This window comes from Pantoea sp. EKM101V (assembly GCF_011800325.1).
GTDB lineage: Bacteria > Pseudomonadota > Gammaproteobacteria > Enterobacterales > Enterobacteriaceae > Pantoea > Pantoea anthophila.
Map to the genome: position 1 here is coordinate 281,486 of NZ_JAALFP010000003.1, position 23,498 is coordinate 304,983.

The 23,498-nt window shown below is 59.4% G+C and carries 20 protein-coding genes; 7 read left to right on the top strand and 13 right to left on the bottom strand.

The window, feature by feature from the left end; translation table 11 throughout:
- Nucleotides 1-24: 24 nt before the first annotated feature.
- Nucleotides 25-927 carry a LysR family transcriptional regulator gene (locus HFD92_RS07520; RefSeq protein WP_009093037.1) on the top strand — a complete coding sequence of 301 codons (903 nt, stop codon included), beginning with the start codon at nt 25-27 and terminating at the stop codon, nt 925-927.
- Nucleotides 928-1,011: 84 nt separating this feature from the next.
- Here the strand turns inward: HFD92_RS07520 and HFD92_RS07525 are convergent, their stop codons facing one another.
- From HFD92_RS07525 to HFD92_RS07535, 3 genes are read right to left on the bottom strand one after another with little or no spacing between them, the layout of a single operon-like run.
- Nucleotides 1,012-1,485 (bottom strand): OmpA family protein, encoded by a 474-nt coding sequence (locus tag HFD92_RS07525; protein WP_033736773.1) that lies wholly within the window; start codon nt 1,483-1,485, stop codon nt 1,012-1,014.
- On the bottom strand, nt 1,482-2,696 hold the full coding sequence (locus HFD92_RS07530; RefSeq protein ID WP_167428653.1) for a diguanylate cyclase domain-containing protein: 1,215 nt from the start codon (nt 2,694-2,696) through the stop codon (nt 1,482-1,484). Before HFD92_RS07530 ends, HFD92_RS07525 begins: the two co-directional genes overlap by 4 nt.
- Before the next feature lies 1 nt (nt 2,697).
- The gene (locus HFD92_RS07535; RefSeq protein WP_255461711.1) at nt 2,698-3,186 is read right to left on the bottom strand and encodes a YfiR family protein; all 489 of its coding nucleotides are present in this window, start codon (nt 3,184-3,186) and stop codon (nt 2,698-2,700) included.
- On the opposite strand from HFD92_RS07535, the gene HFD92_RS21775 reads away from it, so the two are divergent.
- Entirely contained in the window at nt 3,082-3,351 is a 270-nt protein-coding gene (locus HFD92_RS21775; protein WP_255461712.1) for a hypothetical protein, read from the top strand. The genes HFD92_RS07535 and HFD92_RS21775 overlap by 105 nt on opposite strands.
- Nucleotides 3,352-3,439: 88 nt before the next feature.
- Here HFD92_RS21775 and malT read toward each other — a convergent pair whose 3' ends face one another.
- Nucleotides 3,440-6,142: an HTH-type transcriptional regulator MalT gene (gene malT, locus HFD92_RS07540; protein ID WP_009093041.1), complete on the bottom strand. Its 2,703-nt coding sequence runs from the start codon at nt 6,140-6,142 to the stop codon at nt 3,440-3,442.
- Between the two features lie 283 nt (nt 6,143-6,425).
- Between malT and malP the strand changes: the two genes are divergently transcribed.
- Together malP and malQ are read left to right on the top strand one after the other, a co-directional pair.
- On the top strand, nt 6,426-8,831 hold the full coding sequence (gene malP, locus HFD92_RS07545) for a maltodextrin phosphorylase (protein WP_167428655.1): 2,406 nt from the start codon (nt 6,426-6,428) through the stop codon (nt 8,829-8,831).
- Between the two features lie 8 nt (nt 8,832-8,839).
- Nucleotides 8,840-10,909 (top strand): 4-alpha-glucanotransferase, encoded by a 2,070-nt coding sequence (gene malQ, locus HFD92_RS07550; RefSeq protein WP_167428656.1) that lies wholly within the window; start codon nt 8,840-8,842, stop codon nt 10,907-10,909.
- A 219-nt stretch (nt 10,910-11,128) separates the two neighbouring features.
- Here the strand turns inward: malQ and malM are convergent, their stop codons facing one another.
- From malM to malK, 3 genes are all read right to left on the bottom strand, one after another.
- Nucleotides 11,129-12,070, bottom strand: coding sequence for a maltose operon protein MalM (gene malM / locus HFD92_RS07555; RefSeq protein ID WP_167428657.1), 942 nt, complete (start codon nt 12,068-12,070; stop codon nt 11,129-11,131).
- A gap of 104 nt (nt 12,071-12,174) precedes the next feature.
- Nucleotides 12,175-13,476, bottom strand: a complete 1,302-nt coding sequence (locus tag HFD92_RS07560) for a maltoporin (RefSeq protein ID WP_167428658.1) — start codon at nt 13,474-13,476, stop codon at nt 12,175-12,177.
- A gap of 42 nt (nt 13,477-13,518) precedes the next feature.
- Nucleotides 13,519-14,628 carry a maltose/maltodextrin ABC transporter ATP-binding protein MalK gene (gene malK, locus HFD92_RS07565; RefSeq protein ID WP_009093048.1) on the bottom strand — a complete coding sequence of 370 codons (1,110 nt, stop codon included), beginning with the start codon at nt 14,626-14,628 and terminating at the stop codon, nt 13,519-13,521.
- Between the two features lie 362 nt (nt 14,629-14,990).
- Here malK and malE point away from each other — a divergent pair, with 362 nt between their 5' ends.
- The 3 genes from malE to malG all read left to right on the top strand — a co-directional run bounded on the left by malE (nt 14,991) and on the right by malG (nt 18,761).
- Nucleotides 14,991-16,181: a maltose/maltodextrin ABC transporter substrate-binding protein MalE gene (gene malE, locus HFD92_RS07570; RefSeq protein ID WP_167428659.1), complete on the top strand. Its 1,191-nt coding sequence runs from the start codon at nt 14,991-14,993 to the stop codon at nt 16,179-16,181.
- Nucleotides 16,182-16,237: 56 nt separating this feature from the next.
- Nucleotides 16,238-17,764, top strand: coding sequence for a maltose ABC transporter permease MalF (gene malF / locus HFD92_RS07575; RefSeq protein WP_167428660.1), 1,527 nt, complete (start codon nt 16,238-16,240; stop codon nt 17,762-17,764).
- A gap of 106 nt (nt 17,765-17,870) precedes the next feature.
- Nucleotides 17,871-18,761: a maltose ABC transporter permease MalG gene (gene malG, locus HFD92_RS07580; protein WP_009093054.1), complete on the top strand. Its 891-nt coding sequence runs from the start codon at nt 17,871-17,873 to the stop codon at nt 18,759-18,761.
- Between the two features lie 81 nt (nt 18,762-18,842).
- Here the strand turns inward: malG and HFD92_RS07585 are convergent, their stop codons facing one another.
- The 6 genes from HFD92_RS07585 to HFD92_RS07610 all read right to left on the bottom strand — a co-directional run bounded on the left by HFD92_RS07585 (nt 18,843) and on the right by HFD92_RS07610 (nt 23,465).
- Nucleotides 18,843-19,454 carry a TetR/AcrR family transcriptional regulator gene (locus HFD92_RS07585; protein ID WP_140029228.1) on the bottom strand — a complete coding sequence of 204 codons (612 nt, stop codon included), beginning with the start codon at nt 19,452-19,454 and terminating at the stop codon, nt 18,843-18,845.
- Complete coding sequence (locus HFD92_RS07590) at nt 19,451-20,047, bottom strand: NAD(P)H-dependent oxidoreductase (RefSeq protein ID WP_167428661.1); 597 nt, start codon at nt 20,045-20,047, stop codon at nt 19,451-19,453. The genes HFD92_RS07585 and HFD92_RS07590 overlap by 4 nt, the downstream gene beginning before the upstream one ends.
- Before the next feature lie 136 nt (nt 20,048-20,183).
- Entirely contained in the window at nt 20,184-20,852 is a 669-nt protein-coding gene (locus tag HFD92_RS07595) for a methionine ABC transporter permease (protein ID WP_033736777.1), read from the bottom strand.
- The gene (locus HFD92_RS07600) at nt 20,840-21,628 is read right to left on the bottom strand and encodes a methionine ABC transporter ATP-binding protein (RefSeq protein WP_009093061.1); all 789 of its coding nucleotides are present in this window, start codon (nt 21,626-21,628) and stop codon (nt 20,840-20,842) included. The genes HFD92_RS07595 and HFD92_RS07600 overlap by 13 nt, the downstream gene beginning before the upstream one ends.
- Nucleotides 21,621-22,424 carry a MetQ/NlpA family ABC transporter substrate-binding protein gene (locus tag HFD92_RS07605; RefSeq protein WP_033736835.1) on the bottom strand — a complete coding sequence of 268 codons (804 nt, stop codon included), beginning with the start codon at nt 22,422-22,424 and terminating at the stop codon, nt 21,621-21,623. Before HFD92_RS07605 ends, HFD92_RS07600 begins: the two co-directional genes overlap by 8 nt.
- Nucleotides 22,425-22,445: 21 nt before the next feature.
- Nucleotides 22,446-23,465, bottom strand: coding sequence for an isopenicillin N synthase family oxygenase (locus tag HFD92_RS07610; RefSeq protein ID WP_167428662.1), 1,020 nt, complete (start codon nt 23,463-23,465; stop codon nt 22,446-22,448).
- Between the last annotated feature and the right edge of the window lie 33 nt (nt 23,466-23,498).

Genomic DNA, 23,498 nt, shown 5'->3' on the forward strand with positions numbered 1-23,498 from the left:
TTCTCAACCTGAGTTCACGAATCGATGCACGATCATCGCCTGAAAGATATCCTGCCGTTTGTTGCCAGCGTCGAATGCGGCAGTTTCACCGCGGCGGCCGAACGTTTGCATGTCACCGGCTCGGCGGTCAGTAAAAGCCTCAGCCGGCTGGAAACACGCTTAGGCTCGCGCCTGCTGGAACGCACGACGCGCAGTCTGCAGCTGACCGACGCGGGCAGCGCCTATTACCAGACCTGCCTGCGGGTGCTGGAGGATCTGGCCGAAGCAGAAGCGGTGCTGGCGGCGCAGCGCACCATTCCTTCCGGCCGCCTGCGGCTGGCAGTGCCCACCACCTATGGCCGTCTTAACGTCATGCCGCTGCTGATGCCCTTTTGTCAGCAGCACCCCGAACTGGCGCTGAGCCTGAGTCTGTCCGATCGCTTTGTTGACCTGTTTGAAGAGGGGGTGGATGTCGCGGTACGGATTGGCGGGGCACCTGACCTGCCTGCCTCTCTGGGCTGGCGCAATATGGGTCGCGAGAAGATGCAGTTCTGTGCGTCACCCGCTTATCTGGCACGTGAGGGACGCCCGGAAGATGAGGCGGCGCTGCTGAATCACCCCGCCATCCTTTATGAGCGGGTAGATGGCAGCACCAAACCCTGGCTGTTTACCACCCAGGATGGGCAGGCGCACTGGCGGGAGGTGCCCTGGCGGCTGGCTGTCGGGGACGTTGATGCGCAGTTACAGGCGGTTATCGCCGGGCTGGGTGTGGCACAGATGCCATCCTGGCTGATCCAGCGCGCCGTGGACGCGGGTGAACTCGACATTATTCTGCCGGAACTGCAGCCTGACGGGCTGACGCTGAGCGTGGTATGGCCACGGCGCAAACAGTTCCTGCCCAAAGTGGACGCGCTGCTGTCGGCGCTGAATGAACTGACCATCCGCTAATCTCTCTTCGTGCGCCAGGCGCGCCACGCTGCCAGCGTCGTGTCATAGCGAGGCCGGAACCCTGCGTCCGGCCTGCCGGGAGGATTACGGCGCCGTGATCACGATGGCCACACGGCGGTTCTGCGCCCGCCCCTGAGGAGTGCTGTTGCTGGCCACCGGGGCGCTCATGCCTAACCCGCGAGTGATGATATTCTCAGGGGGGATCGCCGCGCCCTGCGCCCACTGCGCCGCAACCGCGTTTGCCCTTTTCAGTGACAGCTGCTGGTTGTAATCCGGTTTGCCGTAGTTGTCGGTGTGCCCGTCAATGCGCACATGCTCAATACCGGTCGAGGCCAGGTTTCTCGCCATCGTCTGAATGGTCGTTTTGCTGGCAGGGGTCAGTTCGGATTCGTTGATACCAAACAGGATTTTATCGGACAGGCCCAATCCCCAGCCCTCCATGTTCTGCGTAAAGCCGGCGCTTTTCATCGCAGCGATCTGCGCCTCACTGAAGCGCGAAGTCGACTGACAGCCCGCCAGCGCCATCACAAGTAATACCAGGGAAAATTTCATTCTCATCTTTTCGCCTTACCTGCTCGTTTATTCCTGTACATGTTCATATCGGCACGTTCGAGAATGGCCGCGACCGTGTCACCCTGCTGTGACCAGGCATAGCCAATGGTCACCGAGGTCGTTATCTGCGTATCCCCGGCAAGCGTGATCGCCTGCGTGATAACCTCATGAATGCACTGCACCAGACGCTGAAGCTCCTCCTCACTGACGCGACTGCTCACCAGCATGGCAAACTCATCGCCACCTAAGCGGGCAACCAGATCCTGATCGGCCGCCAGAGACAGGAGGCGTGAGCCTATCGCTTTTAAAACGTCATCGCCTGCGGCATGACCCCAGCTGTCGTTGATGCTCTTGAAACGATCGCCATCCAGAAACAGCAGAGCAAAGCGCCCCTTCTCCTGCTGTCGATCCAGAAGCCGGGCGAGATGCGCCGTAAAGGCGCTGCGATTGGCCAGCCCGGTCAGCGGATCTTCCAGCGCTTTGGCCGCCAGCGAGCGATTGTCACGGATCAGCGAAGCCTTCAGCGACTGCATCTCCTTCAGCAGCGAATTGAGATCATCGGAGAACAGCTGAAACTCACTCGTCGGGCTGCCGGGTATGCGCAGGGAAAAATCACCCGAATGAATCACATAGTGAATGGAACTGGTAATGTTGCGCAGCGTCGCGACGATCCCCCGATGCAGGAAGGCGCTCAGCATCAGCGAGACAATCAGCACACACAGCATTCCGCTGGTCAGGATCAGGAAGGAGTAGCGAATAAATCGCATCGCGCCGGTCACGGTCCCTTCCAGCGTCAGTGTGCCGACCGTGACGTCAGCGTGATTGATGGCGACATTAAGCGGTTTGCTATACATCCACTCGCGTAACCAGCGTGAATACCAGCCCGTCGGTTCCTGCTGCGCATGCCAGCGGACCAGTTCAATATGATCCCGGGTGACGAGCTTTGCAGAGGCATAAAGGCCCTGCTCACCGAGCTGTTCAATTTTATTACGCGCATCGTAACTGTCGGCAAAAACGGTCGCGGCGGTCAGCGTCGTGCTGAGCGTGGAGCCGATCAGTTCAAGATTACATTTCTCATAATTTTTAATGAAGAGCAGCGAGGTCGAGGAGAGCAGCAGCCAGCACAACAGTAATATTACCGCCGCATTGATGGTGCTTATTTTCTGCAGCTTATTACGTATTGATGATTTGTCGTTTCTTACTTTATCGAATTTCATATTATTCGACTCTCTGGCGGGAGAGCAAAAGCACATCCGGACTCACCCTGACGCCACTTCTGGCAAGTGAGTCAAGGTTAACGGAAAAAAGCGTTCGGTCCGGTTGAAATATCAGGCAAAAAGCGGCCCCCACGGTGCACTCCGGGCTGCTCTCTGCAAGGGTAAGCACCGCTCTGCCCTGTAGCTGCTGAATAGTTTTTGCCTGCTGCTGCGAGTTTTCCGCGCCAAAATAGAGTGCATCGCACCGGCGCGTCGTAAGCTGGCTGACAGTCGCTATATAGACAACGGTAAAGGTTGCAGCAGGCGAAGTACTATTTTCCGGCAGGGAGAGATGCCGTGCCGATGAAAAGACACATAACTGGGGCGGACTGTTCAGGCCGGGCCAGTGGCTGAAGCTGATAATTCCGCTGACGATACGGTTGGCTTTGCCATCCCGTATTTCGCCATAAGCCAGATGAGGAATGAGCAGCAGCAGAATAATGAGTGTCAGGACGCTTCTGCAGACAGGGCGCAGGGAATGCAGCAAACAGGCATTCAGATAAAAAGGATATTTTACGGTCATACTGCGTTCCCGGAAATAGATCGCTCGGCAGGACGCCTGAATAAGCGCCGGAATATTAACACAGCGTTAATAAGAATTGTACCGGATGAATAATTAAACAGGGTGGTGGAAAACTATATTGTCTTTCTGTCACCGGGATCGTGACGCGATGCTGTTCGGGAGACGGACATCGCGTCAGACGTCAGACATAGCCCATCATTTTGAGCAGCGACTGCACCTGGTTCATCGCTTCACTGCGGTGAGAAACGCCCAGCTTCTGATAGAGATTGCGGATATGGGTCTTGATGGTGGTGGAGGCCACAGCCAGCTCCCCGGCAATCTGATCGTTGCTGTAGCCCGAATAGATCAGCCCCAGCACCTGCCATTCACGCTGTGTCAGCGGGCTGGTGCGGATCAGCTCCGGCACGTCAGGATGGTTGAGCAACCGGCTGACAAACCCCTCATCGAAATGGGCAAACTTGTGACGGTGATATTTATTGATCTCCAGCAGGATGCGGCGGGCGCGATGGCTGTCCAGCTCATTCAGGGTATTCAGCTGAATCAACTGCCGCAGCTGTTGTGCCATCATCTCGCCTTCAATCACAAAGTGACTGATAAAACCGGTACTGCGCGCCAGCTTCAGCGCCTCGATCAGCACACGCTGCGCCTCCGCTTTGCGTTCAGTCTGCCAGTAGATCTGATTCAGCAGCAGCAGGTTGCGGTTCAGATCGCTCATCAGGCGCAGGGCGCGGGCATTCTCGTTCAGCTCTTCCAGCACCACTTCCGCCTGGCTGACATCGCCCAGCAGGATCTGCGCACGGGCGATGTTGCGCCACTGCCCCTGCAGAAAATGGTTGTTGGCAAAGGCAGGTTTTGGCGTCTGGCGCATCCAGTCGCGTGCGTTCTGACTGTCGCCGGTCATCTGCCAGTAGATCACCCGAACCTTATCGGCATTGGCAATCCAGTCGCTGTGCCAGTTGCCGTTGTTCAGCAGGTTTTCCAGCCGGTTCAGGTAGCTGCGGGCATTATCCAGATTGCCCCGCGCCAGTGAGCACTGCACCAGCAGGCCCAGACACTGGATCTGCTGCTGCGGCTGAAAACCGTTCAGTACGCTGATGCCGTCGCGGGCGGCCTGTTCCGCCTCTTCCAGCCGTCCCCAGGCCCACAGCAACTGAGCGCGAATGCGCAGCAAAAACTCATGCAGCGGGAACTGCGCCAGATGCTGCTCTTCCACCAGCACAAAGGCGCGACTCTGGATTTCGTAGGCTGCCTGCAAAAAGCCCTGGGCAAACAGAATTTCGCTCTGCTGTATCAGGCTCCAGAGGGCGTAGTGCCACACCTCATCGCGGCGCGCCAGCTGCTCGGTCTGACGCATCAGCTTGAGGGAATCCTCCAGCTCGCCTTTGCAATGCATCACTTCGCCATGCACCGACATCGCCACAATACGGCTGTAGTGACGATTGCCGGGCAGCGTGTCGAGCGCCACTTTTGCCAGTCGCTCCGCTTCGTCGATGTTGCCGTCGTTAATCGCTACCTGAGCGCGTAATGCATTAAATTCGCCGCGCAGCGCCGCATCAATCTCGCAGCGGCTGGCCTGTTCAAAGCGTGCCAGCAGGCTGTCCACCTCGGAAAAGCGGTGCTGAGTCTGCATCAGCCAGGCCTGCAGCAGCACCAGCATCGGGTTCTCCAGCATCATCTCCCACGGCAGCGCCCTGAGGGAGTTCTCCAGCAACGGCAGCTCACTCTGATTGAACAGTGTCCAGGCGTGCTCCAGCAGCACGTCGCGCAGCATGCTGGCGTCGCCGGACGCCAGCGCATGATGAATCGCCTCGCCAGGGAAACCCTGCGCCATCCAGCTCTCAGCCGCCGCCCGGTGCAGCGCGGGCAGCTCCGCCGCCAGCTCCCACTGACAGCGCTGCCGCAGGAAATTACCGAACAGCGGGTGGTAACTGAACCAGCAGCCGGAATCATCCATGCGCTGCAGGAACAGCCCCTGACGCTCGATCTCTTCAAGCCGCATCTGGCCGTTCTCTTCGCAGGTAACCCGGGCGATGAGTTCATCATTCATGGAGCGCAGCAGCGCGGTTTTCAGCAGGAAATGGCGGGTGGGGAGATCGACATGATCCAGGACCTCCTCCACCAGATAGTCAGAGAGGTGGCTGGCATTGATGCCGGAGAGACGACGGGCCGAATGCTGAGCCGAACTGGCTCCCTGCCGCGCCGACAGCACAATCAGCTGCAGCGCGGTCGCCCAGCCCGCCACATCGTCACATAACCGGCTGCTCTCTTCGCTCTCCAGCGGGGCCGCCAGACGACAGTCGAAGAATTGCCGCGCCTCCTGATGGGTAAACGCCAGCTGCTGACTGCCCAGTTCAATCAGTTGCTCGCGCACCCGCAGGTTGGCAATACCCAGCTGGGGCAGATTGCGCGACATCAGGATCAGCGTCAGATTTTCAGGCTGGTGACGCAGGAAAAAGCGCATCGCATCGTGGATCACCGGATTGGTGATGAGGTGGTAATCATCGACAATCAGCCACAGCGGCTGTTGCCACTCCACCAGCTCGATAAACAGCTGTGAAAACAGGGCGTTAAGATTGACATACTGCCGCTTCTGCGCCAGCTGTTCGCTGCGCGGACAGCCACCGTGGGTGGCCTGCTGCAGGGCCGCAATCAGGTAATCGGCAAAACGCTCCGGCTGGTTGTCGCCCTCATCCAGAGAGACCCAGCCCAGATCGCTTTTCCCCGCCGCCCACTGTGACACCAGCGTGGTTTTGCCGTAGCCCGCCGGACTGGTGACCAGCACCAGACGATAGTTTCCGGCTGCGGTGAGCTTTTGCAGCAGGCGCTCACGGATGACGGTGCCATCAAGACGCACCGGGCGGCTGAGTTTAGCGGGTATTAACATGGGCGCGCGTATCTCCGTTTGTCGAGCGCAGCATTATTTTACGCTTCGTAATTATTCCTTACACAGGTTCAGCATTTCGTCAGATGAATGCAAGCAAACCCATTAATTAAACTTTACAAAAGTGTGCGCTATCACACTCCTGAACCGATTTCGGATTAGCCTCATCCTCTCCACCCTCCCTATCCTCCTGCGCTAATTCTGTTCAGGAGGAGGAGCGCCAGCTTTCGCGCGGGCACACTGTCGCCATATTGACCCCTTTTTCTGTTTTTCCAGGAGATCAACCATGACGACACAGCCCGAATTTAACCCGATTCAGTTCAATGCCGCCCTGACCCGTCAGTGGCAGCGTTTTGGCCTGCGCGAAGCGCAGGAAATGACGCAATCACAGTGGTGGCAGGCCCTCAGCAGTGCGCTGGCGGATATGCTGGCCGCACAGCCAGGCGCCCCGGCACCCGCAACACAGCGCCACGTTAACTATCTGTCGATGGAGTTTCTGATTGGCCGTCTGACCGGTAACAACCTGCTGAATCTGGGCTGGTATGACGCGGTTAATGACGCGCTCTCTGCGTGGCATATTTCGCTGACTGACGTGCTGGAAAATGAGACCGATCCGGCGCTGGGTAACGGCGGACTGGGTCGGCTGGCCGCCTGCTTTCTCGACTCTATGGCCAGTGTGGGCCAGCCTGCAACCGGCTATGGCCTCAACTATCAATATGGCCTGTTCCGCCAGCGCTTTGAACAGGGGGCGCAGCACGAAACGCCGGATGAGTGGCAGCGCGATCGTTACCCCTGGTTCAATCATAACGCGGCGCTTAACGTTCGGGTCGGACTCGGCGGCAAAGTGGTCACCACAGAGGGGCAGCCTCAGTGGCAACCGGCGTTTGAACTGGTGGGTGAGGCCTGGGATTTGCCGGTCGTTGGCTACCGGAATGGCATTACCCAGCCGCTGCGTTTGTGGCAGGCGAAACACGCTCAGCCGTTTAACCTTAATCGCTTCAACGACGGCGACTTTCTGCGCGCAGAGCAGCAGGGCATCGACGCTGAAAAACTGACGAAGGTGCTCTACCCCAATGACAACCATCAGAACGGTAAAAAACTGCGTCTGATGCAGCAATATTTTCAGTGCGCCTGTGCGCTGGCGGACATTCTGCGCCGCCATCATCTGGCCGGACGGTCGATTGAAACCCTGCCCGATCATGAAGTCATTCAGCTGAATGATACCCACCCTACGCTGGCGATCCCGGAGCTGATGCGTCTGCTGCTGGATGAGCACCAGCTGAGCTGGGATCAGGCCTGGCAGATTACCCGCCACACCTTTGCCTACACCAACCACACGCTGATGCCGGAAGCGCTGGAGTGCTGGGATGTCCGGCTGGTTCGCAGCCTGCTGCCGCGCCATATGATGATCATCAACACGCTCAACGCCCGGCTGAAAGCCGTGGTCTCAGCACGCTGGCCGGAGGATGAGGCGAAATGGGCGAAGCTGGCGCTGGTCCACAATAATCAGCTGCGGATGGCGAACCTCTGCGTCACCAGTGGTTTTGCGGTAAACGGGGTGGCCGCGCTGCATTCGAAACTGGTGGTGCAGGATCTCTTCCCGGAGTATCACCAGCTCTGGCCGGAGAAATTTCACAACGTGACCAACGGCATTACCCCGCGTCGCTGGATCAATCAGTGCAACCCGGCGCTAAGTGCCCTGATTACCCGAACCCTGAACACACCCTGGCTGAACGATCTGGATGCGCTGCAGGGGCTGGAAGCCTTTGCGGATGACGCCGCGTTCCGCGCCGAATACCACGCCATCAAGCAGCAGAACAAACAGGCGCTGGTCGGCTGGGTCAAAAACCGCACCGGCATTGCGATCGATCCCACGGCGCTGTTCGACGTGCAGATTAAGCGCCTGCATGAGTACAAACGCCAGCATCTGAGCCTGCTGCATATCATCGCGCTGTGGCAGACGCTGGTGATCGATCCGCAGGCGAATCGTGTGCCGCGCGTAGTGCTGTTTGGCGCCAAAGCCGCGCCGGGTTACGCCCTGGCGAAGAACATCATCTATGCCATCAATAAAGTGGCTGAGGTGATCAATCACGATCCCCGCATCGGCAACCGTCTGAAGGTGGTCTTTATCCCCGACTACAACGTCTCCGTCGCGGAACGGCTGATCCCGGCCGCCGATCTCTCCGAGCAGATCTCGACCGCCGGCAAAGAGGCTTCCGGCACCGGTAACATGAAACTGGCGCTGAACGGTGCCCTGACCATCGGCACCCTCGACGGCGCAAACGTTGAGATCGCTGAACAGGTTGGCAGTGACAACATCTTTATCTTTGGGCATACCGTTGAACAGGTCGTGGCCTTAAAAGCTGGCGGATATGATCCCGCTCTGTGGCGTAAAAAAGATCCGCAGCTTAACCAGGTGCTGCAGGCGCTGGAGGATGGCACCTTCAGCCAGGGCGATCGTCACGCCTTTGACGCGATGCTGCACAGTCTTGGCCCGGAGGGTGGCGACCCCTATCTGGTGCTGGCCGACTTTCAGCCCTATCTGGAGGCCCAGGCGCAGGTGGAAGCCCTCTGGAGCGATCAGGACGCCTGGACCCGTGCCACTATCCTGAATACCGCGCGCTGCGGGATGTTCAGCGCCGACCGCGCTATCCGCGATTACCAGCAGCGCATCTGGCAAGCGAAACGCTGAGGAACGCCATGAAAACGAATCCGGTTAAGGATGATTTTTCCGTGGCGGGTATCGCTGCGGAATATATTAACGCCCACGGCAGACCGCAGGCGATCCCGGCCCTGACCCGCCAGCGTCTGCTGGCGGTGATGCAGCCACCGCGTCAGCAGAGCACGCCGCTGCCGCCGGTGGTGATCTTTCGCAGCGGCGATCTGCTGAGCCTCTCCCCTCAGCTGACGCAGGATGCGCAGTGGCAACTCACCCGTGAGGCGGGAGAAGTCACTTCGGGTCGCTGTCATCCCGCTCAGCCGCTGCATCTGCCGCCGCTGCCGGAGGGCTACCATCAGCTGACGCTGCAGCAGGGTGCCCGGCAGTGGTCGTGCCGAATCATCATTGCTCCGCCCCGCTGCTATGAGCCACCAGCGTTGCAGGCGGGGGAATCGCTGTGGGGAGCCTGTGTGCAGCTCTATACATTACGTTCGGCGGAGAACTGGGGCATTGGCGACTTTGGCGATCTGCGCCGGATGCTGCCCGCTGTCGCGGCACGCGGCGGCGCGTTTATCGGGCTGAATCCCATTCACGCGCTGTTTCCCTCCAGCCCGGAGAGTGCCAGTCCCTACAGCCCCTCCTCCCGGCGCTGGCTCAATGTCCTCTATATCGATGTGAATGCGGTCAGTGACTTCCGGCAGAGCAGCGCCGCCCAGGCCTGGTGGCAGCAGCCGGAGACACAGCAGGCGCTGACGCAGGCGCGCGCCGCGGAGTGGGTCGACTATGCGGCGGTCACCCGCCTGAAAATCACGGCGCTGAGCCTGGCATGGCCGCAGTTCAGCCGGCGTGAGGCCACCGATCCTGAGGTGCAGGCATTCCACGCCTTTATCAAAGAGGGTGGCGTCAGTCTGCAGCATCAGGCGCTGTTTGATGCCCTGCACGCCGATCAGATTGCGCAGGATAGTCAGCGCTGGGGCTGGCCGATGTGGCCGGAGGCGTTGCAGGACCCTGCCAGCCCGGCGGTGAAGACCTTTCTGCAGCAGCATGCCGATCAGGTGCGTTTCTGGCTCTGGCTGCAGTGGCTGGCCGCGCAGCAGTTTGCTGACTGCTGGCACGGCTGCCAGCAGCAGGCAATGCCCATCGGCCTCTACCGCGATCTGGCGGTCGGGGTGGCCAAAGGAGGAGCCGAGACGTGGAGCGATCGCGACCTCTACTGCATGGAGGCCAGCATCGGAGCCCCGCCCGATATCCTCGGCCCGCGCGGTCAGGACTGGGGACTGCCGCCGATGGACCCGCAGGTCATGCAGCAGCGCGCCTGGGAGCCGTGGATTGCCCTGCTGCGCGCGAATATGCGCCACTGCGGCGCACTGCGCATCGATCACGTGATGGCGCTGATGCGACTCTGGTGGATACCGGCCGGGGAACCGGCGATGCACGGAGCCTATGTTCACTATCCCATCGACGATCTGCTGGCGATTCTGGCGCTGGAGAGCCAGCGGCATCGCTGCATGGTGATTGGGGAAGATCTCGGCACGGTGCCGGAGGCGATTGTCGATAAGCTGCGGGATGGCGGTGTTTACTCCTATAAAGTGCTCTGGTTTGAACAGACCTCCCCGTCGGGATTCCGTCCACCCGCCGCCTGGCCGCGGCAGGCGATGGCCGTCGCGACCACCCATGATCTCCCGACGCTGCGCGGCTGGTGGCAAAGCGACGATCTGACCACGGGTGCCCGGCTGGGCCTCTACCCGGACAAGGTGGTGCTGGCCGGGCTGTATCAGGATCGGCTGCGGGCAAAGCAGGCGCTGCTGAACAGCCTGCATCAGGTGGGCGCCCTGCCGAAACGGGCCGGACGGTCTGCCGGACGTACCGGGATGAGCAAGGCGCTGAACCGGGCGATGCAGCGCTATCTGGCGGACAGTCACAGCGCCCTGCTGGGTCTGCAACCGGAGGACTGGCTGGATATGGCCACGCCGGTCAATATCCCCGGCACCAGCGATGAATACCCGAACTGGCGACGCAAGCTGAGCGTCACGCTGGAGGCGCTGTTCAGTGATGCGGAAACCCGTGCACTGTTGCGGGATCTGACGGCGCGACGGAAGCAGTCAGCATGAATCAGGAAAGCTGAAATCAGCGCGGATCAGGGATGACCGCGCTGTATTGCATGAATAACGCTTTAACCTTAATGGCAGACAACGGCTCTTTCTCCTGACATCTCTGTCACTGAATCCGCTCACAGGTCATATCTCTCCCTCATTCAACATTATTTCAATCCAAAAAAAGGTGCGCCGGAGCGCACCAGATGGGACAACATCCCTGGTGTCGGGGCGGTTTCACCCCTTGCCTTTAACACCACGGATAAAGGTTTGCCGGGCGGAGGTAGAACCCAGCCGTTCAGCTTCATTCAGCAGCTTCAGCGCTTTGTCGATATTGCCGCTGTTAATCGCCTGAGTGATCTGCTGATTAAAGTAGCTCTCAGTGTCACTCATGATCGGTTCTGCCGCTGTTTTCGTCGCTGGCAAAGGCGCGGCCGTGGCGGCAGGGGTTGAACGATAAGCGGGCGCAGGCGCGGTGTTACCGACGGTGACCGGGCCGGGACCGGACGATCCAAACAGCGGCCCGACCAGAATGGAGGAGCCGGAACTGGTCTGCATTTTCAGTTTGAGGGTGCCCTCCCGGCTGTGGCTGGCGATAGGGTCGGGGATGTCCGGCACAGCATGGCCGGTGCCCTGCGCGTAGGCTTTAGCCGGATCGAGCAGGGTGGTGGTCTGGGTCAGATCGCTGTCGGTGGTGAACACCAGCAGGTAAATTTTTTGCTGGCCCAGCGCCGGGGTCAGTTTCATCACCCCTTCCAGCCGGTCTGCCGCCATCACGCCTGGCTTCTGGTAGGTAAAGTAGCGGCTGGGGAACCAGGCGGCGGGCCGCAGAGTTTCATCCAGTACCAGCACGTTAGGCGCAAAAACCTGCCCGTTGGCTACTTCACTGCTCAGCGTCAGCGTCAGTTCGCCGATATTCGCTGGCAGGCTGTAGGCCGCCACCGGTCCGGCAATGTGCGGTGCGTTGAGCGTCTGCCCGCTGCTGGCGAGTCTGGTCGTCTGGGTCTGTGAGGCGGCCAGCGGCTGCCAGCTCAGGTGTTGCAGGGTTTCAGCAGGGACAACCGGGGCGGAGGTGAGATCCTGCGGCACCAGGTTGACGTCCGCCAGGGCGGGCAGGCTCTGTCCGGCCAGTAATGCTGCACTCAGGCAGAGTGCGGTCAGCGTCTTTTTCATTTTCATTATGCGTACCTTATTACAGGTCGCGGCATGCACCAGGCAATGGCACACCGCGACCAGAGAGATTCATCAGGCGTGCAGGCACGCCCGTCAGAAACGGTGCGGGTTTACCACCAGATTTCCATCTGCGCGCCGAAGGTAAATTCATCGTTATTACCGCGGCTGTTGGTCAGGATGCCGTTGCCGGTAGAGTCAGCCGAGGCGAAGGTGGTGAGATCGCCGGCGCTGTCTTTGTTGTAGCCCCACTTCTCATCCCATTTGGCATAGGTAGCGAACAGACGCAGCGCCGGACGTGACCAGATGCTGTCACCCGCCTGCCACTGCTGTGCCAGCGTCACTTTGTACTGGCCGTTGCGCTCGCTGGCCTGCTGTGACTTCACATTGTCATAGCCCAGTTCCAGCAACGTACTCATGATCGGCGTCCATTTGTACATCGGACGCACGCCGACGGTGTACCACTCGGTGCCACGGTCGTTATCCAGATCGATGTTCTGATACATGGCGACGTACATCAGGTCCCAGCGTTCTGCCAGCGAGATCGCCCCGTGGTCGAGGATGCGGTACATGTCCCCGTTGTTATTGAGACTGGTGCCCTGCGGCACCCCTTTGCCCTGCGAGGTCATCGCGTCGGTGGCGTACTGCAGTACAAACTTGTTGTAGCCCTTGAGCATGCTCTGGGTATGTTCGGCGGTGAACATCCAGCCATCTTTTGAGGCGCCATCTTCCAGACGATAGTCGTCACGGGTATTGGCACGACCGTAATCGACCCCCAGCTCCAGCACGCCATCCGGGTTGGTTTCCAGACCCGCCAGGCGCACATCAAACACGTCATTCGCGGTGCTGGTGGCGAAGTCACGGATACGATCGCTGGAGAAGGTGTAAGAGCCGCCCGCTTCCGAGGAGCGGGTTGCCGCGAAGGAGAGCTTACCGAAGCCGAGATCGACATCTTCCAGACCGGCACCCGGTCCGGAGATATCCCAGTAGTAGAAGTCGATCATATGAACGTCATGACGCTGATAGAAACGCTTACCGGCCCAGAGGGTCGATCCTGGCAGCGCATCGATCAGGTTTTTTCCTTTTACGTTGGCTTCACGGAATGCCGGTGAGGTGGCTTCCCAGTCGTTCTGCTGGGCTACGGAGTAAGCCACGTTGGTGTCGAAATAGAAGCTTTTGTCGCCCTCTTTCCACACTTCCTGGCCTAATTTCAGTTCGGCGTAGGTTTCACATTCGTTACCCAGACGGTATTTACTTTGAGCACCGGTGGCCTGAAAACATTGCTGTTCGCCACCGCTGCCCGTCCAGCCGATGCCGGAACGGGCATAGCCGGTGAAATCGACCGCCATCGTCGGGGCGGAGAGCGTGCTCACCGCGACGGCAACGGCAAGGGGAAGTTTGCGCAGAGTTAACATTTTCTATCTCCTGAGGTCATGGCTTTTATTGTTTTGGCAGGGCTACACACCCGGCTCCTGGTACAGCCTGCGGCACGCGCTCCCGTCCTCGCGGAACAGGTGACAACGCTCGGGCGGCAGGCCAATCGCCAGGATCGCGCCCTCTTTTACCAGCACGACGTCCTCCTGGCGGTAGACCAGGTTCTGACGGATTGCGGGAATCTCGATGTGGATCTGTGTTTCATGCCCCAGCTGTTCCACCACCTGCACTTCCCCTTCAAGGGTGACGTCGGCGATATCGCTGGAGAGCAGATGTTCCGGGCGAATGCCCAGTGACATATTGCTGCCGACCAGTACGCCGGCGCTGTCAACCGGCAGCCAGACCAGCTGCTGATTCGGCAGACGGACCTGAACCTGATCGAGGGCGGTGGCGGTCACTTTGACCGGCAGGAAATTCATTTTGGGTGAGCCGATAAATCCGGCGACAAAGCGGTTGGCGGGATAGTGATAGAGCTCCAGCGGCTTGCCGACCTGCGCGATGCGCCCGGCATCGAGCACCACAATTTTGTCAGCCAGGGTCATCGCTTCGATCTGATCGTGGGTCACGTAAATCATGGTGCGCTTCAGGCGCTTATGCAGACGAGAGATCTCAATGCGCATCTGAACGCGCAGGGCTGCGTCGAGGTTGGACAGCGGTTCATCCAGCAGGAAGACGCGCGGTTCCGCCACCAGCGTGCGGCCGATGGCGACGCGCTGACGCTGCCCTCCCGAGAGGGCTTTTGGCCGGCGATCAAGCAGGTGCGCCAGCTGCAGAATTTCGGCCACCTGATTGACCCGCTGATGGATTTCGGCCTTTTTTACCCCGGCCAGTTTCAGGCCAAAAGACATGTTTTCCGCTACGGACAGGTGCGGATAGAGCGCATAAGACTGAAACACCATGCCGATGCCGCGCTCGGCAGGCGGCACCTCATTCATGCGCCGGTCGCCAATGAGCAGCTCGCCGCTGGTGATGGTTTCCAGTCCGGCAATCATGCGCAGCAGCGTCGATTTGCCACAGCCCGACGGGCCGACGAAAACAACAAATTCCCCTTCACGAATGGTGAGATCGATCTCTTTCGACACCACCGTTTCGCCCCAGGCTTTTGTGACATTGCGTAGCACAACGCTCGCCATGATCCCTTCCCTCTTAGCTGCACATTCGTGTCTGCTCAGCGGCAGACGGGTTCCGGGGCTCACTATGCGAGAGGAAACTGGCGGTCACATCCTCCACCGCAGCGCAATCCACTGGGGGAGGAGACGGGAGGAGGAGAAACCGTGGCAGACGAGGCAGCCAGCGCGCCGCCGCGGTTTTTTGTGATCGTTCACGCAGACCTGCACGATTTTTTGCCGCGCCATCTCCCGCTCCGGACGCTTTTTGCCAGCGCGATCACAGTGATGGGCGGCGGGGCGTAGAGCAGAGGAGGATGAGATGCCGGTGTGGATACGCACAATGATGCCGACAGAGTCTTCACCACTTCCGCTAACAGGATGAATTTATGACGATGAAAACCGGAGCAAGAATTCTGGCCCTCTCGGCCCTCTCTGCCGTGCTCTTTTCGGCCAGCGCGATGGCAAAGATTGAGGAAGGTAAACTGGTCATCTGGATCAACGGAGACAAGGGCTATAACGGTCTTGCTGAAGTGGGTAAGAAATTTGAGCAGGAGACCGGCATCAAAGTCACCGTTGAACATCCTGACAAAATGGAAGAGAAGTATCCGCAGGTAGCGGCGACGGGCGATGGTCCGGACATTATCTTCTGGGCGCATGACCGGTTTGGCGGCTATGCGCAGTCGGGCCTGCTGGCGGAAATCAGCCCGGACGCCAGCTTCCAGCAGAAGATTTTCCCCTTCACCTGGGATGCGGTTCGCTTTGACGGCAAGCTGATTGGCTATCCGATCTCGGTCGAGTCACTCTCGCTGATCTACAACAAAAAGCTGCTGCCCAATCCGCCAAAAACCTGGGAAGAGATGGCCGGTCTCAATAAGCAACTGCGCGCTAAGGGCAAAAGCGCCATTATGTTCAACCTGCAGGAACCCTACTTCACCTGGCCACTGCTGGCCGCTGGCGGAGCCTACGCCTTTAAGCTGACCGACGGGCGCTATGACGTGAAGGATGTCGGCGTGGATAACGCGGGCGCGAAAGCCGGGATGCAGTTCCTGGTCGATCAGGTCAAAGCCAAAACCCTGAATGCGGATACCGATTATTCGATTGCCGAGGCGGCCTTTAACAAAGGGGAAACCGCGATGACGATCAACGGCCCCTGGGCATGGAGCAACATCGACAAGAGCGGGATCGATTATGGCGTGACCACGCTGCCAACGCTGAACGGTAAACCCTCTAAGGCGTTTGTTGGTGTGCTGAGTGCCGGGATCAATGCTGCCAGTCCCAATAAAGAGCTGGCGAAAGAGTTCCTGGAGAACTACCTGCTGACCGACGCCGGCCTGGATGCGGTCAATAAAGATAAGCCGCTGGGCGCGGTGGCGCTGAAATCGTTCCAGCAGACGCTGGAGAAAGATTCCCGTATCGCCGCCACCATGACCAATGCCCGTCAGGGTGACATCATGCCGAATATCCCGCAGATGGCCGCATTCTGGTACGCGATGCGCACCGCCACGCTGAATGCCCTGGGCGGTCGTCAGAGCGTTGACGCCGCACTGAAAGATGCCCAGGCGCGTCTGAAGAAATAATTTTTCCCCGCCGCCGGGGCAACCCGGCCTGAGTGACCGTTAAGGAAAACCGCATCATGTCAGGAAAACCGAAAACGCACCGTCTGCTGTTAAAGGGCGTTCTCATCGGAATGGGCTGTCTGCTGGTCGGCTATCTGCTGGTGCTGATGTACGCGCAGGGCGAATATCTGTTTGCGCTGCTGACGCTGATCCTCAGTGCGACCGGGCTGTGGATTTACGCCAACCGTCGCGCCTATGCGTGGCGTTATGTCTATCCCGGCGTGGCCGGGATGGCGCTGTTTGTCCTGTTCCCCCTCGCCTGCACCGTGGCCATTGCGTTCACCAACTACAGCAGCACCAATCAGCTGACCTTTGAGCGCGCTCAACAGGTACTGCTGAGCCGCACCTTCCAGTCGGGGGACGCCGTCAGTTTCGCACTCTTCCCGGCAGGCGACCGCTGGCAGCTGGTGCTGAACGATGGCAAAGCAGACTTTGTCTCGCCGCCGTTTCAGTTTGGCGCTGAACAGACGCTGAAAATGGCCCCCGCGACGCCACCAGCGGGTGAGCGGGCGACCCTGAGGGTCATCACATCCAATCGCCAGGCGCTGAGCCAGATCCGTGCTGAACTGCCGGATGGCCGTCAGTTGCGGATGAGTTCGCTGCGCCAGTTCTCCGGAACTCAGCCGCTCTACCGGGTGGGCGCGCCCGATGAGCTGATCAATCAGCAGAGTGGCGTGCACTACCGCGCCAATCCGCAGACCGGTTTTTATCAGGCCGTCAACGCCGCGCACAAATGGGACAACGAAACGCTGAGCCCCGGCTTCACCGTGAATACCGGCTGGAAAAACTTCGCGCGGGTCTTTACCGACGAAGGGATTCAGAAACCGTTCCTGGCGATTTTTGGCTGGACGCTCTTCTTCTCGCTGATCACCGTGGTGCTCACCGTCGCCGTCGGCATGGTGCTCGCCTGTCTGGTGCAGTGGGAGGCGCTGCGCGGCAAAGCCGTTTACCGTGTGATGCTGATCCTGCCCTATGCCGTGCCCGCCTTTATCTCGATTCTGATTTTCAAGGGGCTGTTTAACCAGAGCTTCGGTGAGATCAACGTGATGCTCAGCGCGCTGTTTGGTGTGAAACCCGCCTGGTTCAGCGATCCGACGCTGGCGCGTACCATGCTGATCATTGTGAATACCTGGCTGGGCTACCCCTACATGATGATCCTCTGCATGGGGCTGCTGAAGGCGATTCCGGACGATCTCTATGAAGCCTCGGCGATGGATGGCGCTGGCCCATTGCAGAACTTTTTCCTGATTACCCTGCCGCTGCTGCTGAAACCACTGATGCCGCTGATGATTGCCAGCTTTGCCTTCAACTTTAATAACTTTGTGCTGGTGCAGTTACTGACCAACGGCGGGCCCGATCGTCTCGGTACCACCACGCCAGCCGGGTATACGGATCTGCTGGTGAACTACACCTGGCGTATCGCCTTTGAAGGCGGCGGCGGGCAGGACTTTGGTCTGGCGGCGGCGATTGCCACCCTGATCTTCCTGCTGGTGGGTGCGCTGGCGGTGATCAACCTGAAAGCCTCGCGGATGAAATTCGACTAAGCGTCTGGCCCGACAGGCGCAGACCCGGACCGTGAGGATGGTAAGCACGATCCGGGTTCAGACTGACAAATCAAATCGCCTGATGGACCAGGTTTAAGGAGTTGTTATGGCTATGGTACAACCCAAATCGCAACGGCTGCGTCTGCTGACCACGCATCTGCTGCTGCTGTTATTTATCGCGGCGATTCTGTTTCCGCTGCTGATGGTGGTGGCGATTTCGCTGCGCGCCGGTAATTTCGCCACCGGCAGCCTCATCCCGGAGCAGATCTCATGGGAGCACTGGCGTCTGGCGCTGGGTTTCAGTGTGGAACATGCGGATGGACGGGTCACACCGCCACCCTTCCCGGTGCTGCTCTGGTTATGGAACTCGGTTAAGATCGCGGCCATCAGTGCGCTGGGCATCGTGGCGCTCTCCACCACCTGCGCCTATGCGTTTGCCCGCATGCGCTTTACCGGCCGTGCCAGCCTGCTGAAGGGGATGCTGATTTTCCAGATGTTCCCGGCGGTTCTGTCGCTGGTGGCCCTCTACGCGCTGTTTGACCGGCTCGGCCAGTATCTTCCGTTTATCGGGCTGAATACCCACGGCGGCGTGATCTTCGCCTATCTTGGCGGCATTGCGCTGCATGTCTGGACGATAAAAGGCTATTTCGAAACCATCGACGGTTCGCTGGAAGAGGCGGCGGCGCTGGATGGTGCCACCCCGTGGCAGGCGTTCCGGCTGGTGCTGCTGCCGCTGTCGGTGCCGATTCTGGCGGTGGTGTTTATTCTGGCCTTTATCGCGGCGGTGACAGAGGTGCCGGTCGCCTCGCTGCTGCTGCGCGATGTTAACAGCTACACCCTTGCGGTCGGGATGCAGCAGTATCTCAATCCGCAGAACTATCTGTGGGGCGACTTTGCCGCCGCTGCGGTGCTCTCTGCGATTCCGATTACCCTGGTCTTCCTGCTGGCCCAGCGCTGGCTGGTCAGCGGCTTAACCGCGGGCGGGGTGAAAGGCTAAACGATCATCATTGTACGTTGCCACTGCTTACACAACCTCTGTTGTGGTTGAAGGATTCGGCGGCCTGCGGGCCGCCTTTTTTTACGCTTCCTCTGCCGGTGTACGGCTGCCTGCCACCAGCGCCACGACAAGCGCGGTGATCGCCTGCTCGCCTGCCTGTTTATCGATATCGCCCCGTGCCACCGCGCCTGCGATAGCATCTGCGCCCCCCAGCAAGCCCCACATGCCTGCTTCGGCCATCCCACTGCTGCCCGTAAACGGAGCAAACCAGCGCTGACAGCGGGCGATAAAGTCGAGCTGATAGTGACGTTTTACCGCAGCGAGTTCAGGCGTGGTGCTGAGCGCGGAAAGGAGTTCAGGAATTTCACGTCCTTCCGTCATCACACAATCCACGTAACAGGCTGCGAGCACGGCCGCTTTTTGCTGCATCTGCATCGGCGCAGCCTCCATGGCCGCTTCCATCCGATCGGTCTGGCGGCGGTCGAAATCGTCATACAATGCCGCCAGCAGACCATGACGGGTCGTGAAGTGATCGTAAACGACGGGCTTACTGACGCCCGCTGCCTCACCCACCCGGGCCAGCGTCAGCGCCTCGCTGCCTTCGGCCTGCATGATCTGCCAGGCGACTTCTGACAGCTGTCGGCGACGCGCCTCGCGTGACAGACGTTTAGGGGAAGACTTTTTCGCGGTCATGCGGTTTCCTCTCGGGCAAAAATCCGTTGCCCCCATTGCTGCGCCCGCTGATAGTGTGACTCAGGAAATCCCTCGTCGCTGGTCAGTAGCAACTCGCTGGTAACCACCGGCGCGCCACAATAATCAAAGATGCCGTGATCGATCAGATTCCGCATGCTGCCGAAATAGCCGCGGCGCATGAAAGTTCGCGTATCGGCTGCACCCAGCGCGATCAGATGCACGGGAAGATGTCCGAGGCGTTTCACTATCCGGTCATCCTGCTCGTCGAAGGCCCAGCCTGCAATAAAGACCCGGTCAATCCAGCCCTTGAGCTGTGCCGGAAATGACCACCAGTAAATCGGGTAGACCAGCACCAGCGCATCAGCGCGATCCAGCCGCTGCTGCTCGGCCAGCACATCCGGCGGAGTTGCAGCCTTACCGTTAAAACGCTGGTGATCGCTGAGCGTAAAACGCGGGTCGAACCCCTCAGCGGCGAGATCGGCCTGTTCAACCGTATGGTGGCCTGAGGCCATAACGCCCTGCGCAAGCTGGTCCGCAATGCGGTGGGTGTGAGCATCATGATTGGGATGGGCAGTTACTATGAGTGCATGCATCGTCGTCACCTTACCTGATTAGCCATTAAGCTACTAAAGGTAGGTTACGGTTAGTAGGTTAGCAAGTGGCAACGTATGCAGAGATTCTGCTGACCGCATTCAGGGTTAAACCCGCTCATCGCCCTGCGGCCAGCCGTTAACGACGATAAGCCAGCGAGCGCACCAGCCAGTCGCCCAGTTTCTGAATCAGCATCACCAGCGCCAGCAGCACGACAATGGTCGCTGCCATAATCTGATTATCGAAGCGCTGATAGCCGTAGCGAATCGCCAGATCCCCCAGTCCGCCGCCGCCGACCACGCCGGCCATCGCGGAGAAACCGATCAGCATCACAATCGTCAGGGTGATCCCTGCCACCAGCGCAGGCAGCGCCTCCGGCAGCAGCACGCGGCTGACGATATGCCACAGATTGCCCCCCATCGACACCACCGCCTCAATGCGGCCGCGATCGACTTCATCCAGCGCGTTCTCCACGATGCGCGCAAAGAAGGGAAACGCCCCCAGGGTAATCGGTACGATCGCAGCGGTACTGCCCAGCGTGGTGCCAACCAGCAGGCGGGTAAAGGGGATAAGCGCGATCAGGAGCACGACAAACGGCAGCGCGCGTCCGGTATTCACCAGCGTATTCAGCAGGAGAGAGATAGCGCGATTGGGCAAAATACCCTGTGGACGGGTCAGAAACAGCAGGACACCCACCGGCAATCCGATAGCGACGGTAAAAAGCGCTGCCAGCAGCACCATATAGAGCGTTTCGCCTGTGGCATTCAGCAGCAGTTCCTGAAAACGATCGCGGGTCATGCTACGCATCGGGTAAGAGCCTCCCGCTGATATTTTTCGATAAACGCCCTGTCCGCCTCGCCATCCTTCAGCAGCATCGTGCGGAGACGGCCCTCTTCGCGTCCCATGATCTGGCTGAGAGTGCCGCTTTCCACCAGCTGCCCCTTCTCCAGCAGCGCGGCACCGTCACAGATACGTTTCACGACCGCCATCTCATGCGTGATCAGGACGATGGTGATATTCAGCTGCTGCTGAATATCTGCCAGCAGATCAAGAATGGAGAGGGTGGTTTCCGGGTCCAGTGCGCTGGTCGCCTCATCGCACAGCAGATAGCGGGGACGGGCTGCCAGCGCGCGGGCGATCCCGACACGCTGTTTCTGTCCCCCGGAGAGCTGTGAGGGCCAGGCCGTTGCAAAGGCTGTCAGTCCCACCAGATCCAGCAGCGAAGTCACGCGGGCGTGGCGTTCGGCCCTGGGTATCCCGGCAATCTCCAGCGCCAGGTCAATATTGTCCCGCACGTTGCGGGAATGAAGCAGATTAAAGTGCTGAAAGATCATCCCCATCTGCTGCCGTTGCTGACGGAGCTGCGCCAGACTCAGCCGGGAGATATCTTCCCCATCGATCTCAATCAGACCGCTGGAGGGACTCTCCAGCCGGTTCAGGCAGCGCAGCAGCGTGCTTTTACCCGCCCCGCTTCGCCCCAGTATGCCGAAGATCGACCCTTCACTGATGGTGAGAGAGATATCGTCTAACGCTGGCGCGGGTGCGCCAGCATACTGTTTGCTGAGGTGACGGATATTAATCATGCTGATTATCCGCGACCGGAATCACGGAGCCCTGGTAGTTTTTCCGGATAAACGCGGCCACCTGCGGCGAACGCAGATCCTTTGCCAGCTGCACGACGCGGGGATCTTTCTCCAGTGCCGGGGTGGTGACCAGCAGGTTGGCATACGGGTTATGCGCAGCGGACTCCAGACCCAGCGCATCTTTGGCCGGATTCAGCCCCGCTTCCAGCGCATAGTTGCCGTTGATGATCGCGGCATCAACATCATCCAGCGAGCGTGGCAACTGAGGCGATTCAATCTCGATGATTTTGATTTTCTTCGGGTTTTCGCTGATATCTTTCGGCGTCACCAGCGTGGAGCCCGCCTCACCCTGCGCCCGGAGTTTAATGACCCCTTTATCCTGCAACAGCCACAGCGCACGGCTCAGGTTGGTGGTGTTGTTGGGTACCGCAATGCTGGCACCCTCTGGCAACGCCGCCAGCGACTTCACTTTGCGCGAGTAGATCCCCAGCGGCTCAATGTGCACACTGGCGACGACGGCAAAGGTTTTGCCCAGCGCCTTTTCCTGATCTTTCAGGTAGGGCAGATGCTGGAAGTAGTTTGCATCCACATCCCCGGAGGCGAGCAGTTCATTGGCGTTTACCCCACCGCTCAGCTCCACGATCCTGATGTCGAGTTTGGGATCCAGCGTTTTAACGTACTCCAGAATTTCGGCATGTGGCACCGGATCCGCAGCCACACGCAGCGGCGCAGCCTGCAGACTTTGAGCAATCAGCAGTGAAAGACCGGCCAGAGCCAGAACGCGCTTTTTAATCATCATCATTTATCTCTTATGGTTTTAGTGGGAGGTGTGTTCAGGATAAAAACGCTCTGCAACTTCCGGATGCGAACGCAGCCGGCCTTTGAGGTAATTCCAGCCGACTTCACGCAGCAGCGGGTTGAGCGGATCGCTGGCCGGTCCCTGAGCCAGCCCGGCCAGTTGCGGGGGCAGCGGGTAGATCGGCACAACGGCATCGAGCTGCGCACCGAGGAAAAAGGCGATAGAGAGGCGCTCGCGGCTTTGCGGGGGCGATACCACCCGATGAACGGTGGCGCGCAGATAGCCATTGGTCGCCAGCTCCAGCAGCTCGCCAATGTTCACCACAAACGCGCCCGGTTTGGGTAAGGCGTCGATCCAGTTGTCCGGCGTCACTTCCACCTGAAGACCCGGCTGATCGTCCTGCAGCAGCATCGTCAGGAAGCCGGAATCTTTGTGCGCGCCGACGCCCTGGCGGGATTCGCCCTCGCTACGGCCGGGGTAGCGAATAAGCTTGATATGTTCGTTGGGATAGTCGCCATAGAGATTGTCAAAGGCGTTGCGCGGCAGATGGAGCGCTTCGGCAAAGGCGCGCAGCAGCTCCAGCGCAACGGCGGTCATCTGCTGCTGCCAGCGGGTGACGACGGTCTGCAGTTCCGGCAGGGCTTCAGGCCACTGATTGGGGCCCTGCATCCGTTGCCAGGTGGGCGCGTCGGCGGTAAAGGGCAGCGCTTCGCGTTCAGCACCAATGTCAAACTGCTCGCGAAAATCGGGCTGGCTGCGGGTTATCTCCACGCCAGCCAGGTTATAACCGCGAAAATGAGGCGAATTGGCCATCCTGACGGCACTTTTGTCCGCCTGTGGCAGGGCAAAAAACTGGCGTGCGACCTGCTGAACCTCATCGGATAACGCGCGGTCGATCCCGTGATTGATCAGATAGAAGAAACCTACCTCACGCGCCGCCTGGCTGAGTTTCTCGCGTGACTGTTGCTGCTGCTGTTGATCTCCCGATAACAGTGCGAAATCAATAACCGGTAATTCTGCTGATGTTAACGCGCCCATGTTTAACACTCTGTTGGTCTGGAATAGCAGTAC

Bases quoted from the DNA above. Each gene is read 5' to 3' on its own strand.
- HFD92_RS07520 (WP_009093037.1), top strand. From the start codon at position 25: ATGCACGATCATCGCCTGAAAGATATCCTGCCGTTTGTTGCCAGCGTC.
- HFD92_RS07525 (WP_033736773.1), bottom strand. From the start codon at position 1,485: ATGAGAATGAAATTTTCCCTGGTATTACTTGTGATGGCGCTGGCGGGC.
- HFD92_RS07530 (WP_167428653.1), bottom strand. From the start codon at position 2,696: ATGAAATTCGATAAAGTAAGAAACGACAAATCATCAATACGTAATAAG.
- malT (WP_009093041.1), bottom strand. From the start codon at position 6,142: ATGTTAATACCCGCTAAACTCAGCCGCCCGGTGCGTCTTGATGGCACC.
- malP (WP_167428655.1), top strand. From the start codon at position 6,426: ATGACGACACAGCCCGAATTTAACCCGATTCAGTTCAATGCCGCCCTG.
- malQ (WP_167428656.1), top strand. From the start codon at position 8,840: ATGAAAACGAATCCGGTTAAGGATGATTTTTCCGTGGCGGGTATCGCT.
- malM (WP_167428657.1), bottom strand. From the start codon at position 12,070: ATGAAAATGAAAAAGACGCTGACCGCACTCTGCCTGAGTGCAGCATTA.
- HFD92_RS07560 (WP_167428658.1), bottom strand. From the start codon at position 13,476: ATGTTAACTCTGCGCAAACTTCCCCTTGCCGTTGCCGTCGCGGTGAGC.
- malK (WP_009093048.1), bottom strand. From the start codon at position 14,628: ATGGCGAGCGTTGTGCTACGCAATGTCACAAAAGCCTGGGGCGAAACG.
- malE (WP_167428659.1), top strand. From the start codon at position 14,991: ATGACGATGAAAACCGGAGCAAGAATTCTGGCCCTCTCGGCCCTCTCT.
- malF (WP_167428660.1), top strand. From the start codon at position 16,238: ATGTCAGGAAAACCGAAAACGCACCGTCTGCTGTTAAAGGGCGTTCTC.
- malG (WP_009093054.1), top strand. From the start codon at position 17,871: ATGGCTATGGTACAACCCAAATCGCAACGGCTGCGTCTGCTGACCACG.
- HFD92_RS07585 (WP_140029228.1), bottom strand. From the start codon at position 19,454: ATGACCGCGAAAAAGTCTTCCCCTAAACGTCTGTCACGCGAGGCGCGT.
- HFD92_RS07590 (WP_167428661.1), bottom strand. From the start codon at position 20,047: ATGCATGCACTCATAGTAACTGCCCATCCCAATCATGATGCTCACACC.
- HFD92_RS07595 (WP_033736777.1), bottom strand. From the start codon at position 20,852: ATGCGTAGCATGACCCGCGATCGTTTTCAGGAACTGCTGCTGAATGCC.
- HFD92_RS07600 (WP_009093061.1), bottom strand. From the start codon at position 21,628: ATGATTAATATCCGTCACCTCAGCAAACAGTATGCTGGCGCACCCGCG.
- HFD92_RS07605 (WP_033736835.1), bottom strand. From the start codon at position 22,424: ATGATTAAAAAGCGCGTTCTGGCTCTGGCCGGTCTTTCACTGCTGATT.
- HFD92_RS07610 (WP_167428662.1), bottom strand. From the start codon at position 23,465: ATGGGCGCGTTAACATCAGCAGAATTACCGGTTATTGATTTCGCACTG.